Raw genomic sequence first — 16,177 nt, 5'->3', positions numbered from 1 at the left:
GTAGGTGGCGCAAAGCGAATAAAATAGGCTCTGCGCTAGTTTTAGTTAATGCAAAGCAGCTGTAAATGGGATGCTTTCACAGATTTTAGCTTCAGCTATAAGTAACTCTTCCAGGCGAGTATCAACTTCTTCTTTATCAAAGTATTCGTAAGCAAGCTCTACAAAAAGGTTTTTATGTTTTTCTTCTGACTTGGCAATCGCAACATAAAAGTCTTTTTCTTTACCCTCAGGAAGTGCTTGTGCAACTAAAGAAAAACGCTCGTGACCACGTGCTTCAATTACACCGCCAACCAGTAATCGGTCCATTAAAAAACCATCACGACCATGTCTAAACAGTGCACGTATTTGTTTTATGTACGGATCTTTTTTGTCGTCACCTAAGTTTACATCGCGCTCTAAAAGTAACTTAAGCACTTGTTTAAAGTGTATTAATTCTTCTAATGCTAAGTCGGTCATGGCTTTTACTAATTTACGTTTGTCTGGGTAATGTGAAAGCATAGACATAGCCATACCCGATGCTTTTTTTTCTGCAGCGGCATGATCTTGTAAAAAAGTATTAAAGTCAGCAAGGACAACTTCGGTCCATTCAAATGGGGTGTGGTATTTTAATTCAAACATGTTCTGTACAACTTAAATAATAATGCGGGGATTTTAACGTATTTGTTTTAAAAAATCTTGTAAGGCAGTAATTTATCTATGCGCCCTTTAGCGGTGGATTCGACTTTTAGCGGGTGTTTAATATCGTTCCATGCGGTGACTTTACCGCCCATATTCATTTTTTCAAAATCAGCTTTGTCACTTTTTAATGCTAAAAAATCGCATAGTTTTTTGTAGCTATCAGGCTTTGCTACATCAATGGATAAAAAATCGTTTTCACGGTTATTAAAGTACGTGTGAGCATCATTAAAATGTGTTTCATAGCAGTGAGCTAAGTAACTATCGTCGCTAATATTATTAAGCGAAAGTTCACTAAACGTATTTAAATAACAGCGTTTTATATGAATATTAAAGCCCCCGTCGCCGCGCGTTAAATTAGTGTGCATACGCGTTAAAAGCTGTTTTATTGATACAAGCCATGCATCAAGTTCGCGCTCTAAATAAATAAACTTAGAGTCAGGATAATGAATATCAAGCGCTTTAAAATCGTTAAATATGGGAGTGTCGGCAATCGCACGGGCATTTTCAAAACAGGCATTAGTATACGCGGTATGCGCTGTTGTAATGCCAAGCTCTAAAAATGCGTGGCACACACTGGTTGTGCCGGTACGTGGTAAACCTATTATAAATATTTTGCTCATTAACTTTTCTTTAATTAGCCGCGTGTTACTAGTAATACAAAGGCGCTGATAATCATGACTAAAAATGTAGTAATAGTACCAATTTGGCGATATTTAAGGCTTTTTTCTACTATGCCTAAATTTTGAAACACACGCCCTACTAATAACGCACCACCTAATATATGGCAGTAATGGCTAGCAAGCCCTTGGTACTCTGCTAAAAAAAGCAAAATTAAAGCAAATGGCACGTATTCCATAAAATTTGCGTGGGCACGCACAGCACGTTGCAGCATTGCATTACCGTTATCACCAAGTGATATTTGCTCCGCACGGCGCACTTTTATTACGTTAAAGCTTAAATAAATGTAAAAGAATGCGAGTAATGCAGCATAAGTTGAAATGATCACGGCGTTTTCCTGTTATTTTTATCGCATAAATATGCGCTCTATTATTGTGGGCGTGATAATAACACATAAATTTGAGCAGCATTATCAGAAGTTTAATAATTGCCTATGCTAAGCTAGAGGTATTAAGTTAGTAGAAAATACATAAGGATTTTATGTTTGTACCTCGCAAAGTAGCCGACAGTTACCGTGAAATGATTAACAGTATTGGCTTTTACCCTTCGATGCTTTCAGTGGGCTTTTTGGTATTTGCCATTATTACAATGTCGGTTGAATATTTAGCCCCTGTTGAGCAGCTAAAATCGTTTATATCGGTTGTACTTGTAGATAGCGCCGAAAACGCGCGGACTATTTTAAGCACTTTAGCGGGGAGTATTATTTCGCTTACCGTGTTTAGTTTTTCGATGGTAATGGTGGTTTTAAATTCGGCCAGTGCGAGTTTATCGCCCCGCGTAGTGCCAGGGCTTATTACGCGCAAATCACACCAAATGGTTTTGGGGTTTTATTTAGGCAGCATAATTTACTCTATTATTATGCTTATAAATATTAATAAGCTTGATGGTGGCAGTACGGCAATTCCTTCAATAGGTGTGTTGTTTGCACTTGTTTTTGGATTGATTTCATTAGGTTTGTTTGTATTTTTTATACATTCAATCTCACGTGCTATTCAAGTTGATAACGTGTTAAATGGCTTGTTTAGCCAAACTAAAAACGAAATTAAAACAATAATACAAAGACAACAAGAGAACCCAGTTGAAGACTTTCCGGACTTTAGCAAATGGCATTCGGTTAGCAGTAAAACAGAAGGATATTATAAAGGCGTACATACCGATAAGCTGTGTGCTATTTTGGCTGAGCAAGATATAAAGGTGTATATATCTGTAAACCAAGGCTATTTTACAGTTAAAGGTTACCCGTTTTTAAAATGCAATAAAGATATAGCAAACGATGAAGAGCTGATTAATAAAATTCTCGACTGCTTTATTTTTTATATAGAAGAGTACATTAGCGATCATTACCGTTATGGATTAACGCAAATATCAGAAATTGCGGTTAAGGCAATGAGTCCAGGCATAAACGATCCCGGTACTGCGGTTAAATCAATTGATATGCTGAGTATTTTACTTATTCAACGACTTTCAATTAACGATATTAACTACTCGTTTAAGCACAGTGATAATGCCCCATTGTTATACCTTCATGAAACAAGCTTTGATGAGTTATTACACGACAACTTTACACCGCTGCGTAATTACGCCAAAGGCGATGCATACGTAATGACAAACGTGCTTGAGGCATTTAAAAATATTTTGTTTGTTGCCCATAAAGATACCGATGCACGCAACAGTTTATTTAATTATTTAAATGCGATTGTTGATGACATAAATGAGCATGTAACTAATGAATACGACAGACGCGAAGTGACTAATATGCTCAACTCAATAGCGCGTATTAGCCAAGAGCAAGGTGAGAAGTTGGTGGCACGTTTTGAGCACCACTAGGGCGTGTTGAATTATTTGGATTGAAATTTGTTCAATCTAGGGGCGATTAAATCGCGGCGCGAGGTTTGTAACCTAGTGGGCTAAGTAAAAACCGAGCAACATAGAGTTAATCGTCCCTAGGAAGAACCTATATTTTAATCTATGTAGTACACAGCATAGCTTGAGGCTGTTACTTTAATCTCTCCAGCATGGTAGGCATCAGGTACATAGTTACTTGGTGCGCTATCAGCCATCATTACTTTTTCTGCGCGCATATAAGGCTGCGACTGCACATTGAGTGGACTCAGTGATGCGCTGTATAATCCTTTTAAGTCAACGCCATAATCGTCACTAAACTCTTTTGCTGCGTCACGTGCGTCTTTAATTGCTAACTTTTGCGCTTTTTTATGCAGCTCGTTATAGTTACTTGCTAAAAATTGAGTTTGATTAATTTCGTTAATACCGTTGTTAACTAAGCTTTGTAGTAACTCTGGGTATTTATTTATATCGCTGAGTTTTACTGTTAACGTACGAGAAACCTTAAAGCCTTTAAATTCTTGATTACCGGTAGTGCGGTTGTATTGGCTATCACGGTATATTGAAATTTGCCCTGCGTTTATATCTCCCTCTTTAACACCAATCTCTTTTACGAGCTTAATTGCCTTGGCGATAGTTAAGTCGGTTTTATTTTTAGCAGCAATTAAGTCTTTATCAACTTCGGTAATACCTACACTTAGCTGTACGTAATCCGGCATTGTAGTAAGTGTCGCTTCGCCCTTGACATAAATATGAGGAGCATCGGGAGTCGCTGCCGCGAGTGCATCAAAGCTAAGTATGTTTAAAGCCAGTGCACTACCTAAAACAAGAGTCAGTGTTTTCATTAAGTCGATCCTTTAATTATGTAAAAGCAAGTAAACACCGTACGTGGTTAATTAAATATGAACAAGCACAAAAAAACAGGCAATTGCCTGTTTTTTGTTAAGCGTTGTAACTAATGCTATTACGCCATTTACTTTTAATTACTTATAAACCTAATTAAACACTACAACGTTTATAGTTACGGTATTTTGGTAACCAGTAATTTTTGTCGATTGCTGCCCATAATGCGTCATCCGTAATCTCAAGAGCAACGCCCTCTTCGATTGCTTTTTTAGCGATGGCAAATGCAATACGTTTACTTAGCGTTTCAATTTCAGTCAAGGCTGGTAATAAACTACCTTTACCTGTGTTTGCACGCGGCGACGACTCTGCAAGCATTTCGCTAGACACACTTAACATTGCATCTGTAATGCGTGTCGCTTTAGCGGCAATAACACCTAAACCAATACCCGGGAAAATATAACTGTTGTTACATTGTGGGATTGGGAACGTCTCGCCATTGTACTCAACAGGATCAAATGGGCTACCTGTGGCAACAAGTGCTTTACCGTCAGTCCACTTAATCACATCAGCAGGATGCGCTTCTACTTGCTTAGATGGATTACTTAATGGGAAAATAATTGGCTGTTCACAACCGGCATGCATAGCGCGTATTACTTGTTCTGTAAATAAGCCAGGTTGACCAGAAACACCAATTAGAATGTCAGGTTCAGCACAGTGCATAACATCAAGAAGTGATGCGTACTCGCCGCTGTAAGTCCAATCACTTAACGAGCCTTTAGGTTGTGCAAGTGCTTGTTGGAAATCGCGTAAGCCTTCCATACCCTCACTAAGCAAACCAAAACGGTCAACCATAAATACTTGGCTACGCGCTTGTGCTTCTGAAATACCTTCAAAAACCATTTGGCTAATAATTTGCTCAGCAATACCACAACCAGCAGAGCCTGCACCCACAAACACTACTTTTTGTTGACTTAGGGTTGAATTTTTAACGCGACACGCAGCAAGTAAAGAACCGACCGTTACAGCCGCAGTACCTTGAATGTCATCGTTAAAACTACAAATTTCATTGCGGTAGCGCTTAAGTAATGGCATTGCATTTGGCTGTGCAAAATCTTCAAACTGAAGTAATACATTCGGCCAGCGACGTTTAACCGCTTTAATGAATAAATCTAAAAACTCATCGTATTCGTCTTGAGCAATACGCTTATGGCGTGCGCCCATGTACATAGGATCGTTTAAAAGCTTTTCGTTATTAGTACCCACATCAAGCATTACAGGCAATGTGTATGCTGGGCTTATACCACCACACGCTGTGTAAAGTGACAATTTACCAATTGGAATACCCATGCCACCAATACCCTGATCGCCTAGGCCTAAAATACGCTCGCCATCGGTTACAACAATAACTTTTACTTTACCTTTGGTAGCGTTGCGTAAAATGTCGTCAATTTGGTAACGATCTTCATACGAAATAAATAAACCACGTGCACTGCGATAAATGTCTGAGAATTTTTCACAAGCATCGCCCACTGTCGGTGTGTAAATGATTGGCATCATTTCTTCAAGGTGGTCACGTACTAAACGGTAGTAAAGTGTTTCGTTGTTATCTTGAATCGCACGTAAGTAAATATGCTTATTAAGGTTGTCGGTAAAGCTAGAATACTGCTGATAACAACGCTCAACTTGCTCTTCTATTGTTTCAAAGCGAGGAGGAAGTAAACCAGCAAGATTGAAATTTTCGCGTTCTTTTTTACTAAAGGCGCTGCCTTTATTTAATAGCGGTGTTTCAATTAGGCCAGGGCCAGAATGATGAATATATAAGTAGTTAGGATCAGTATTAGTTGTCATATTTCCAGGCTTTAACGGAGTCTTAAGTTATGATCTGTCATTATCAGTGTTAGAGGTTTAATTGCAACGACAATTAAGCTAGTCAGACCATTGAGAGAAAATACATGCGGGCTTCACTGCCCGCATGCATATTATACATAATTTAAAATTTGATAGTGGCGTTATTATCAGTTAAATCAGATAACGCAACACCTTCACGGCGCGGATCAGCGCCACCATATAAGGTATTATTTTTAACTTCAACTGCGTGTAAGCCTGAGTTTAAATCAATAATACGTACATTGTGGCCGCGTTTGGTAAGTGCAGGCGCAATGGCTTCGATGGCTGTACCTTTTTCAAGGCTGGTGTAATCGTTACGATTTGTTGTACGCGGTAAGTTAATGGCGTCTTGCGCTGATAAATTCCAGTCAATAACACCCACAACAACTTGTGCAACGTAATCAATGATACGGCTACCACCAGGTGAGCCTACAATTAAGCGTAAGCTACCATCTTTATTAAATACCATTACCGGTGACATAGAGCTACGCGGGCGTTTACCGGCCTCTACACGGTTTGCTACAAGCTTGCCATTTTTACGTGGCGATAACGAAAAGTCAGTTAATTGGTTATTTAAAATAAAGCCATTAACCATAACCGTAGAGCCAAACGCCATTTCAATTGAACTGGTCATCGAAACGGCATTACCTTTACTATCTACAATAGATACATGTGAGGTAGAAGGTAACTCGTATGAATCATCCATTGCATAACTTAAGTACCCTACAGGATTACCTGCTACCGCTTTTTGGTCTTTTTCGGTAATTAATTTAGCGCGTGAGGCAATATAATCTTTGTTTAAGAGCTCTTGTGTAGGTACTTGAGTAAAATCGGGATCGCCCATGTACATATCGCGATCGGCAAATGCAATACGCGAAGCTTGGCTAAAGTAATGAATCGCCTTTTCGCCGTTTGGCTTAAGTGCGCTCATATCTTTATGCTCAAGCAAGCCAAGCATTTGTAGTACTGCTACGCCGCCACTACTTGGTGGTGCCATAGAACACACGTTATAAGCACGGTATTGAATACATACCGCATCGCGTTCTTTACTTTTGTAATCTGCTAAATCTTGCACACTTAATTTACCAGGGGCAATTTTAGAGTGTTGAACAGCATTCACCATTTGTTTAGCGTTTTCGCCTTTGTAAAATGCATCAATGCCCTGCTTTGCAATGTCTTTGTACAAATCAGCAAGTGGTTGATTCTTTTTAACGCTACCCACTTCAATTAATTTACCATTAGGGTAAAAGTATTCGTTAATAATTGGCATGCTCAATACGCCTGGGTTTAACTGTCGGGCTAATAAGCCATGTAAACGCGGCGAAACTACAAAGCCTTGCTCTGCAAGTTCAATAGCAGGTTTAAAAAGCGCTTCCCACGGTAATGTACCGTATTGTTTATGTGCGCTTGCAAAGGCATGTAAAATACCGGGTACACCAACAGAGCGTCCACCTACTACGGCTTCAATCCATTTAACGGCTTTACCGTGTTTATCTAAAAACAGCGTTTCGTCTGCATTTGCAGGTGCGGTTTCGCGGCCATCAAAACTAGTCAATTTATTGTTAGCTTTGTTGTAATACATCATAAATGTACCACCGCCAATACCAGAGGATTGCGGTTCTACTAAGGTAAGCACTAGTTGAGTAGCAATCGCAGCATCTACGGCACTGCCGCCTTGGGCTAAGATTTGTTGACCGGCTCTTGAAGCATACGGATTTGCCGCAGCTACCATGTATTTATCACCTTGCACTACTTTTTTATGGATTAATCCGGTAGCAGCTTCAGGTTCGCGAGTTTCAATTTGAGTTGCTTGCTGTGCAAATGAAGGCAGTGATACTGCGCACAGTCCAATGGCAAATAATGAGTTAAGTTTAAAATGCATAAAAATACTAAAAACACTTAATTACGTAGTTGTATTTGGCATCTTAAAGTTAAACGGGCACAATATGCAAAAATTTTGACTAAAAAAATATAATAAAATGCTTAATTTACCTATTCAACCTCGTTATATATTACCGCCTATTATTTTGCTGCTTTTTAGTACCATTTTTGCTGCATTTGATTTAAATAGTTTACTTGAATTTAACCGAAGCCTAATTGATGATGGCGAACTGTGGCGAATCTTTTCTAGTCAATTTGTTCATGCTAATTGGGCTCATTTGGGATTAAATGCCAGTGGTGTTTTACTAATATGGTTACTACATGGCGAATACACATCCCCTACTCGCTACGCTTTTAATGCAATTTCGCTAGCACTGTGGTGTGGACTCGGTGTTTATTGGTTTTGCCCAAACATACAAATTTACACCGGATTAAGTGCTCTACTGCATGGTGTAATTATTTGGGGCGCAGTTAAAGATATAACCGTAGGGCTTAAGTCGGGTTATTTATTATTTATAGGCGTATGGATTAAAATAGCGTTTGAGCAATTTAGCGGCCCTAATGCTGATATAGGAAAGCTTATTAACTCCACTGTGGCTATTGATGCACATTTAATTGGTGTAATTGGCGGGACTCTGCTTGCCACACCATTGGTTATAGAGCTCTTTAAAAAGAACTTTAAAAAGAAAAAATAAAGTTAGATTTTGTTCAATCCAATAAAAACGCCGCATTAGTTAACTAAACTAACGCGGCGTTTTTGTTTTTATACTTTAAGAGTTAAAGATTAAAGCGTTTCTTTAAATAGCTTATGAATACGGCGGTATTCGTCTAACCAGCTTGAAGGCTGTACAAAGCCATGCGGTTCAACAGGGAATATAGCTGTTTCAAAGTTTTGTTTTTCAAGCTCTATTAAGCGCTGTACTAAACGCACTGAGTCTTGAAAAAACACGTTATCATCAACCATTGGGGCATTAATTAATAAACGTTTGTTTAAGCCCTCAGCGTAATAAATTGGCGAGCTGCGCTCATACGCAATCGGGTCAACATCAGGATGGTTTAATATATTAGCTGTATAACCTGTATTGTAATGTGCCCAATCGGTAACTGGTCTAAGTGCCGCACCCGATTGAAATAACTCAGGCGCGGTAAACAATGCCATAAAGGTCATAAAGCCGCCGTAAGAGCCACCATAAGTACCGACCGCTTTGGTATCAACGTTGGCATTTTGCGCCATCCATTTAACGCCATCGGCTAAATCTTGTGTTTCAGGTGTGCCCATTTGACGATAAATCGCGGTGCGCCAATCACGGCCGTAACCTTTAGATGCGCGGTAATCCATATCCATTACTATGTAACCTTCATCAGCGAGCAATGAATGGAACATAAATTCACGAAAATAAACCGAAAATCCCATATGTGAGTTTTGTAAGTAACCCGCGCCGTGGTTAAAAATAACTGCTTTGCGATTTTTACCTACTTCACCTTCAACGTAATCAGCTGGGTAGTACACTTTTGCGTATATTGGTTGTTCGGTATGGCTAGATGGCACAGCAACAATTTTAGGGGCTGTTAGCTTTTTAGCTAAAAACTCATCCGACACTGTATGGGTTAAGCGCGTTGCTTTTGCATTGGCTTGTGCGTCAGCTACATAAAGCTCATTAGGCATCGTAATTGTAGAGTGCTTAAGGAGTAACTTGGTTTCATCTGGGCTTAACGTGTAATCGGTCATGCCGTTTAAGTCAGTAACTTGCTCACTCTTACCAGTTTGCGGGTTAACACGGTAAATTTCGTACAGACCTGGGTGTTCAACATTCGCTTTATAATAAATTGCGCTGTTGTCACTTGTAAGCGTTAAGTTAGAAACCTCAAATTGGCCTTGTGTTAGCGCGGTTGCACTACCATTAACTGGTTTTTTATAAAGCTGACTGTAACCCGACTCTTCCGATAGGTAATAAAGCGTGTTTGAGTTATGTAACCAGCCAAAGTCGTTAAACGCATAAGCAATCCATGCATCGTCGTGTAGGCGATGTTGCGACACAAGTTTATTGTTTTTAAAATCTACGGTAGCAAGCCAGCGGTCTTTGTTATCCCATGCTTCGAGCATGATAGCCACTTGCGAGCCGTCATCGTTCCATACTATTGGGCTTTGCTCAAAACCCCAGTCCATAATAAGGTTAATGCCACGAGGCGCCTTTTTAGACTTATATGTTTTACCATCACGTGCATAATTTTCTTTTTTAACTGCGGCTAAAACATCTTCGTCAAAGCCCGGTAAAGTATTAAAGCTAAGTGATGTTTGCTCTTTATTAGTTAAATTGATGTAGACAAGCTTTGACGTTTCTTCTTTAGCGTCAGCTACTCGGCGGCGTGCTTTTTTAGGTTCAATGGTTGCATCATTTGTAATGTAGTTAGGCATAATATCGCCATCACAACGCCAATCAGTTTGCTTTTGTACAACAACTAATAACGCATCACCATTTGGCGAAAGCTGAGCCTCAGCAACTTTATTACCGTCACCTAAGTAGTAAGCCGTATTAGCAATTGAATCGTTTTGTTCATTAATTTGCTCATTACGTGCTTGCTTGTATTTTTTATTTTTTTGTTGAAGCGCCACAAACTTAATCAATTTATGCTGCTCTTTAGCAATATACGTGCTTGGCTCTTCAATCCCTTTTGGCTCATCAGTAAGTTTTAAGTTAGCAAGCTCGCTCGTTAAGCCTGTTTTTAAATCAACTTTAAAAAACACATTGCCTTGGCGGTAAACTAAATCGCCATTATTTAAAAATTGTGGTTTAGACTCGTTTGCTGATGTCGCTGTAATTTGCTTAAGTTCACCCGTTTTTAGGTTTTTAACAAACACATTGCCTTTAAATGTATAAGCCGCCATTGTTTTATTTTTAGAATAAACGGCTTTATTAGAACCCACAGTATGAAGTTTTTTAAGAGCTACCTGCTCTGCTGTTTGGCTAGTAACAGATTGGCTAAATAAATTGCGTAGTGTATTACCTTGCTCTTTTTGAGCATAAATAATAGTAGCCGAATCGCTAGCCCAGTAAGCGTTCTCTGGCTGATTGCCCATCCAATCAGGATCGGCCATTGCTTGTTCTAGCGTTATTTTTTGTGAGCCGATATCTGCTGGCGTGTTCACAACCGCAGCAACCTTACTTGCTGGTAAAGCACTTTGCTGTGTTGAAGAGGTGTTAGCGGTAGCGCTACAACCTGCAAGCATAACACTTGAGGCAACAGCTAAGGCCACTAACGTTTTAGATGAAGAAAAATTAAAAATCATAGTGCTTCTATACGGTTATTATAATTAAGCCGTATTTAAGCAGAAGCACTTAAGTTATTGCAATTTTTTAAGATAAATAGCCATTAAACAGGGTAAAGCTCTGTTTACTAGCGCCTCTTTTGTTAACAGGCGTTATTCAATTACCAAATCAAGCCAAACCATGCGGTGATCGCTCGATGCGTTTCTATCTTTAATTAAACGATATTCACTACTCTTTTTAGTAGGCCAAAACACACCACCGTCCTTAATTTTTAAACCATAGTTTGACGGTAAAACGTAATCAACACGGGCTTGCCAATTTGCACTGTAATTTTGTGCATAAGGCACATCATACTGCTCTTTAGCACCTTCGCTTTTTGGAACAAAGCTTGCGTTGATAAGTGGGTTTTTAAGTAATTGGTCGGTGGTATTTGTACGGGCTTTATCCCCTTCAGGGGCTGCATTTAAATCGCCTAAAATAACAAAACGAGAGTGAGTTTTTAAACCGCCTTTTTCGCCTTTATCGTCATAAATATACTTAGCATTTGAAACGTAATCGGCAATTAACCTTACTTCATCGTGGTTACGCTTGCCGTTTCTATCCTCTTCACCGTCAAATACAGGCGGTGTTGGGTGAGATGCAATAACATGAATTGTTTTATCATTTACGCTAATAGGTAAATCCCAAAACGATTTAGAACTGAGTCTAAGTGCTTGCCATTCTTGTGCGTTATACCAGTTTTCACCTGTTTTAGGCATCTCAGGCATTTGTGCATTTGGCATGTCTTTATATTTAAAGGTTTGAAGGGTTCTTACTTTATCAAAATCGATTGGGTACTTTGACAAAATAGCCATACCGTAATGCCCTTCAAAAAAGCCAAAGCCTTGTGCATCGCCCATCACGCCATTTTTCTTGCCATCGTTATCTAAATCAAACTCGGTAGCTAGGCCTGTATTTACTGGTGCAATATAAGAGTAAGGGTAGTTAATAGCGGCTTGTTTTTGCTGACTTACATTTAAATAATGCTGATTAAAGTATTCAATGCCTTGCTCTTTTGGGATGTAATCAAATTCGTTAAGTAAAATAATATCAGGGCGAACACGCTGAATAATTTCCGCTATGTTCTTAATTTGCTGGTGGTTAGCTTTAAGTGCATTAACTAAAGCATCACTTTTAACTTGCTCACCTTTAGGCGTGTGATTAGTTGCATCCATACTTACATTAAAAGTTGCAACACGAAGAGATTCCGATGCAAATGTATTTAAGCTAAATAATGCAGTAATGGCTAGCACGCCAGATATTGTTTTTAGTTTCATTGTTTTACTTCACAAATTTAAAATTAGACTTTAACAGTATTACATATTCAAAGCCCATTTTTATGACAAAAAAATACCGGCTTAAGCCGGTATTTATATAAAAGTATGATAACTATTCGCTGAGCACTAAATTGGCAGCTGCTTTTAAAATACCAGGATAATCTTGCTCTGGTAGGTACTCTGTAAGTTCGCCAAGTTTGTCTGCTAGTTCGCTCATATTAGCAGCCGATACATTAATATGGCCCATTTTACGACCTGGCTTAGCTGTTTTACCGTACCAATGGCTCGTTACATCAACCGTTTTTAATACTTCACGTGGAATACTTGGTTGGCCTAATACGTTTATCATCGCGGTAATGTGCTTAAGCTCTGTATTGCCAAGCGGTAAACCTGCAACAGCGCGCATGTGGTTTTCAAACTGCGAGCAATGGCAACCTTGTTGCGTCCAGTGGCCAGAGTTATGTACGCGCGGTGCAATTTCGTTAACGAGTAACGTGCCATGTACATCAAAAAACTCAATAGCTAACACGCCAACGTAGTTAAGCTCATTTGCTATTTTTGTAAATGCATCGTTTGCTTGAGCTTCGACACTTTGATTATTTTTACCGGCAACAGAAAGCGTTAATACACCATTTGTGTGCTCGTTTTCTGTTAGCGGATAAATAGCAACATTACCGTGTTTGTCGCGCGCACCAATAATAGAAACTTCACGATCAAACGGAATCATTTTTTCAGCAATAATCGTATGTGGCGCAAGCTCGGTGCCTGATGCAATAAAATCAGCCATTTGTGACCAAATTTCGTCTATTTGATCATCCGATTTTAAACGCCATTGGCCTTTTCCGTCGTAACCCGCTTGGCATGTTTTAATTACAAGTGGTTTACCTAGAGTTTTAACGGCAAGTTCTAAATGCGCTTTTTCAGTAATTAATTGGTACGGCGCACAAGTTACGTTTGTTTTATCAAGCAATGCCTTTTCAAGCGAGCGATCGCCACCGGTTTTAATAGCGGCTTTTCCTGGGTAAAACTTATTACTGTTACAGCAAAGGGTTAGAACATCATCAGGAATGTGCTCAAACTCGGCAGTAATGGCATCAGCGTTTGATATTGCTTGCTCAAGCGACGTGTTATAAATGTCACCAGTTAGCGGGTGCATAATTTGTTTACTACCTACATCGTACGCAACAACGTTTAAATTAAGCGGCGCGCCTGCAAGGCTCATCATACGTGCAAGTTGCCCTGCACCTAATATTAAAATATTCATTATTACTCTGCAGGGTTTGGATTAGCTAATATAGTGTCGGTTTGAGCTTTACGAAACGCTTCAATTTTTGCAAAAACTTCTGGATTTTGACATCCTAAAATTTGTGCAGCTAATAAACCCGCGTTTGCTGCGCCCGGCTCACCAATTGCAAGCGTACCTACTGCAACGCCTTTAGGCATTTGGCAAATAGATAAAAGTGAATCAACACCATTTAATGCTTTTGATTTTACAGGTACGCCAAGTACAGGAAGCGACGTAAAAGCAGCTGCCATACCAGGTAAGTGCGCTGCGCCGCCAGCACCAGCAATAATAATTTTAATACCACGTTCTGCGGCTGAACTTGCGTAATCAGCAAGTAATTGAGGAGTGCGGTGTGCAGACACGACTTTGGTTTCGTACTTAATGCCAAAATGCTCTAGCATAAGTGCTGCATGTTCCATGGTTGGCCAATCTGATTTAGAACCCATAATAATGCCAACAGTCATAAATACTCCTCAGTAATGTATTTTAAAAATAGCGGACTTATGTCCGGTTTTAGGCGGGTATTATACCCAAACCAAGTTTAATTGCGACTCACAAAAACAAAAAAAGCCATGTTTAAACATGGCTTTTTAGAGTTAACGGGTAAATAGCTAATTAAGCTTCTTTACTCGCTAGGTATTCTGCGTAGTTGCCTCTAAAGTCGATAACTTTACCGTCTTTAATTTCCCAAATACGGGTCGCAACTGATGATACAAACTGACGGTCGTGGGAAACAAACATCAATGTACCCTCGTAAGCTTCAAGGGCTAAGTTAAGCGCTTCAATTGATTCCATATCCATGTGGTTAGTTGGCTCATCCATTAACAATATGTTTGGCTTATGCATCATAATTTTACCAAACAACATGCGGCCTTGCTCACCACCTGAAATTACTTTAACTGATTTTTTAATATCGTTTTGAGAGAATAACATACGGCCTAAGAAGCTACGAACCACTTGCTCGTCGTCGCCTTCTTGTTGCCATTGCTCCATCCACTGAAACAAGTTCATGTCGGTTGCAAACTCATCAGCGTGATCTTGCGCGTAGTAACCAATATTCGCATTTTCTGAGAACTTAAACTCACCAGCTTTAGGTGCTAAACGCCCTGCTAATGTATTAAGTAATGTTGTTTTACCAACACCATTTTCACCAATAATAGCAATACGTTCACCAACTTCTACTAAACCTTCAAGTCCAGAAAACAACGTATTGTCGTCAAAACCTTGTGTTAAGTTTGTCATTTCAAGTGCGTTTCTGAATAACTGCTTTTCTTGATCAAAACGAATAAACGGCGTTTGGCGTGAAGATGCTTTAACTTCGTCTAATTGGATTTTGTCGATACGTTTAGCACGCGATGTTGCTTGCTTAGCTTTAGATGCGTTAGCAGAGAAACGAGATACAAACTGTTGAAGTTCAGCAATTTGGTTTTTCTTTTTCGCGTTTTCGTTAAGTAATTGCTCACGTGCTTGCGTTGCTGCAAACATGTATTCGTCATAATTACCTGGGTAAATACGAAGCTCGCCGTAGTCAATGTCGGCCATGTGTGTACACACAGAGTTTAAAAAGTGACGGTCATGCGAGATGATTATCATGGTACAGTCGCGCTGATTTAACACGTCTTCTAACCACTTGATGGTGTAAATATCTAAGTTATTAGTAGGCTCATCAAGTAGCATAATGTCTGGGTCTGAAAACAATACCTGTGCAAGTAGTACGCGCAGCTTAAAACCCGGTGCAATTTCTGACATTGGGCCAAAGTGTTGGTCAGTGCCAATACCTACACCTAATAAAAGCTCACCTGCTTTAGATTCAGCAGAGTAACCATCCATTTCAGCAAATTCAGTTTCAAGATCGGCTACTTTCATACCGTCTTCTTCACTCATTTCAGGTAAAGAGTAAATACGGTCACGTTCTTGTTTGATTTCCCACAGCTCTTTGTGGCCCATAATCACGGTATCGATTACTGAGTATTCTTCGTAAGCAAACTGATCTTGATTAAGTTTAGCAACGCGTTCGTTAGGATCAGTACTTACATTACCTGAAGACGCTTCAAGCTCACCACTTAAAATTTTCATAAATGTTGATTTACCACAACCATTTGCACCGATTAAACCGTAACGGTTACCATCGCCAAATTTTGCTGAGATATTTTCAAATAATGGTTTAGCACCAAATTGCATGGTGACATTAGCTGTACTAATAATAGCGCTACCCTCCAAAGGAGTAATGATGTATTTAAATTGCGCGCAGTTTAAACCAAAATGGCCTGTTTTTCTATGAAAGTTTAAAGGCAAACCACTGCGTTTTAGCCATTTATTATGGCTATGTAGTTAGTAGTAAAAATAACGGATTAGATTTAATGGTTTCGTTAATTTTTATTCAACTTATTCTAATTAAAATCCATAAAGTATGTTTTATAAACAGGCATAAGAGATTAGAAATTACGATACAAATTAGAGTAAAAACACTTTTAACGTGTTTGTGTGTCTACTTA

General features: G+C 39.3%; 13 protein-coding genes. 2 read left to right on the top strand and 11 right to left on the bottom strand.

Annotated features, from left to right (window positions below):
- Positions 1–45: 45 nt before the first annotated feature.
- The 3 genes from QMA08_RS01310 to QMA08_RS01300 are packed head-to-tail and all read right to left on the bottom strand — an operon-like array spanning position 46 to position 1,684.
- A complete protein-coding gene (locus QMA08_RS01310; RefSeq protein ID WP_002962521.1) occupies positions 46–618 on the bottom strand; it encodes a tRNA-(ms[2]io[6]A)-hydroxylase in 573 nt (190 codons plus the stop codon).
- A gap of 47 nt (positions 619–665) precedes the next feature.
- The gene (locus tag QMA08_RS01305; protein WP_290173395.1) at positions 666–1,298 is read right to left on the bottom strand and encodes a sulfotransferase; all 633 of its coding nucleotides are present in this window, start codon (positions 1,296–1,298) and stop codon (positions 666–668) included.
- 14 nt (positions 1,299–1,312) lie between these two features.
- Positions 1,313–1,684 carry an MAPEG family protein gene (locus QMA08_RS01300; protein WP_290173394.1) on the bottom strand — a complete coding sequence of 124 codons (372 nt, stop codon included), beginning with the start codon at positions 1,682–1,684 and terminating at the stop codon, positions 1,313–1,315.
- A gap of 152 nt (positions 1,685–1,836) precedes the next feature.
- On the opposite strand from QMA08_RS01300, the gene QMA08_RS01295 reads away from it, so the two are divergent.
- A complete protein-coding gene (locus tag QMA08_RS01295) occupies positions 1,837–3,183 on the top strand; it encodes a DUF2254 domain-containing protein (RefSeq protein WP_290173393.1) in 1,347 nt (448 codons plus the stop codon).
- Between the two features lie 134 nt (positions 3,184–3,317).
- On the opposite strand, the gene QMA08_RS01290 is transcribed toward QMA08_RS01295, so the two are convergent.
- From QMA08_RS01290 to ggt, 3 genes are all read right to left on the bottom strand, one after another.
- Positions 3,318–4,043, bottom strand: coding sequence for an SIMPL domain-containing protein (locus QMA08_RS01290; RefSeq protein ID WP_290173392.1), 726 nt, complete (start codon positions 4,041–4,043; stop codon positions 3,318–3,320).
- Positions 4,044–4,197: 154 nt separating this feature from the next.
- Complete coding sequence (locus QMA08_RS01285) at positions 4,198–5,892, bottom strand: NAD-dependent malic enzyme (protein WP_149592354.1); 1,695 nt, start codon at positions 5,890–5,892, stop codon at positions 4,198–4,200.
- Positions 5,893–6,034: 142 nt separating this feature from the next.
- A complete protein-coding gene (ggt, locus tag QMA08_RS01280; RefSeq protein WP_290173391.1) occupies positions 6,035–7,813 on the bottom strand; it encodes a gamma-glutamyltransferase in 1,779 nt (592 codons plus the stop codon).
- A gap of 97 nt (positions 7,814–7,910) precedes the next feature.
- On the opposite strand from ggt, the gene rrtA reads away from it, so the two are divergent.
- Complete coding sequence (gene rrtA / locus QMA08_RS01275; RefSeq protein WP_290173390.1) at positions 7,911–8,507, top strand: rhombosortase; 597 nt, start codon at positions 7,911–7,913, stop codon at positions 8,505–8,507.
- Positions 8,508–8,596: 89 nt separating this feature from the next.
- Here the strand turns inward: rrtA and QMA08_RS01270 are convergent, their stop codons facing one another.
- The 5 genes from QMA08_RS01270 to QMA08_RS01250 all read right to left on the bottom strand — a co-directional run bounded on the left by QMA08_RS01270 (position 8,597) and on the right by QMA08_RS01250 (position 15,887).
- Positions 8,597–11,101: a prolyl oligopeptidase family serine peptidase gene (locus QMA08_RS01270; protein ID WP_290173389.1), complete on the bottom strand. Its 2,505-nt coding sequence runs from the start codon at positions 11,099–11,101 to the stop codon at positions 8,597–8,599.
- Positions 11,102–11,233: 132 nt separating this feature from the next.
- On the bottom strand, positions 11,234–12,397 hold the full coding sequence (locus QMA08_RS01265) for an endonuclease/exonuclease/phosphatase family protein (protein ID WP_272450493.1): 1,164 nt from the start codon (positions 12,395–12,397) through the stop codon (positions 11,234–11,236).
- 112 nt (positions 12,398–12,509) lie between these two features.
- Positions 12,510–13,661, bottom strand: coding sequence for a 5-(carboxyamino)imidazole ribonucleotide synthase (locus QMA08_RS01260; protein WP_272450494.1), 1,152 nt, complete (start codon positions 13,659–13,661; stop codon positions 12,510–12,512).
- A 2-nt stretch (positions 13,662–13,663) separates the two neighbouring features.
- Positions 13,664–14,146 (bottom strand): 5-(carboxyamino)imidazole ribonucleotide mutase, encoded by a 483-nt coding sequence (purE, locus tag QMA08_RS01255; RefSeq protein ID WP_272450495.1) that lies wholly within the window; start codon positions 14,144–14,146, stop codon positions 13,664–13,666.
- A 151-nt stretch (positions 14,147–14,297) separates the two neighbouring features.
- Positions 14,298–15,887: an ABC-F family ATPase gene (locus QMA08_RS01250; RefSeq protein WP_076914937.1), complete on the bottom strand. Its 1,590-nt coding sequence runs from the start codon at positions 15,885–15,887 to the stop codon at positions 14,298–14,300.
- Positions 15,888–16,177: the final 290 nt, after the last annotated feature.

The organism is Pseudoalteromonas sp. APC 3355, assembly GCF_030407615.1.
Taxonomy (GTDB): Bacteria; Pseudomonadota; Gammaproteobacteria; order Enterobacterales; family Alteromonadaceae; genus Pseudoalteromonas; species Pseudoalteromonas distincta.
Note: the sequence above shows the minus strand (reverse complement) of the source record. Positions and strands in the feature narration are given on the sequence as shown.

Excerpts from the sequence above, each read along its gene's own strand:
- QMA08_RS01310 (WP_002962521.1), bottom strand. The coding sequence starts at position 618 with ATGTTTGAATTAAAATACCACACCCCATTTGAATGGACCGAAGTTGTC.
- QMA08_RS01305 (WP_290173395.1), bottom strand. The coding sequence starts at position 1,298 with ATGAGCAAAATATTTATAATAGGTTTACCACGTACCGGCACAACCAGT.
- QMA08_RS01295 (WP_290173393.1), top strand. The coding sequence starts at position 1,837 with ATGTTTGTACCTCGCAAAGTAGCCGACAGTTACCGTGAAATGATTAAC.
- QMA08_RS01290 (WP_290173392.1), bottom strand. The coding sequence starts at position 4,043 with ATGAAAACACTGACTCTTGTTTTAGGTAGTGCACTGGCTTTAAACATA.
- QMA08_RS01285 (WP_149592354.1), bottom strand. The coding sequence starts at position 5,892 with ATGACAACTAATACTGATCCTAACTACTTATATATTCATCATTCTGGC.
- ggt (WP_290173391.1), bottom strand. The coding sequence starts at position 7,813 with ATGCATTTTAAACTTAACTCATTATTTGCCATTGGACTGTGCGCAGTA.
- rrtA (WP_290173390.1), top strand. The coding sequence starts at position 7,911 with ATGCTTAATTTACCTATTCAACCTCGTTATATATTACCGCCTATTATT.
- QMA08_RS01270 (WP_290173389.1), bottom strand. The coding sequence starts at position 11,101 with ATGATTTTTAATTTTTCTTCATCTAAAACGTTAGTGGCCTTAGCTGTT.
- QMA08_RS01265 (WP_272450493.1), bottom strand. The coding sequence starts at position 12,397 with ATGAAACTAAAAACAATATCTGGCGTGCTAGCCATTACTGCATTATTT.
- QMA08_RS01260 (WP_272450494.1), bottom strand. The coding sequence starts at position 13,661 with ATGAATATTTTAATATTAGGTGCAGGGCAACTTGCACGTATGATGAGC.
- purE (WP_272450495.1), bottom strand. The coding sequence starts at position 14,146 with ATGACTGTTGGCATTATTATGGGTTCTAAATCAGATTGGCCAACCATG.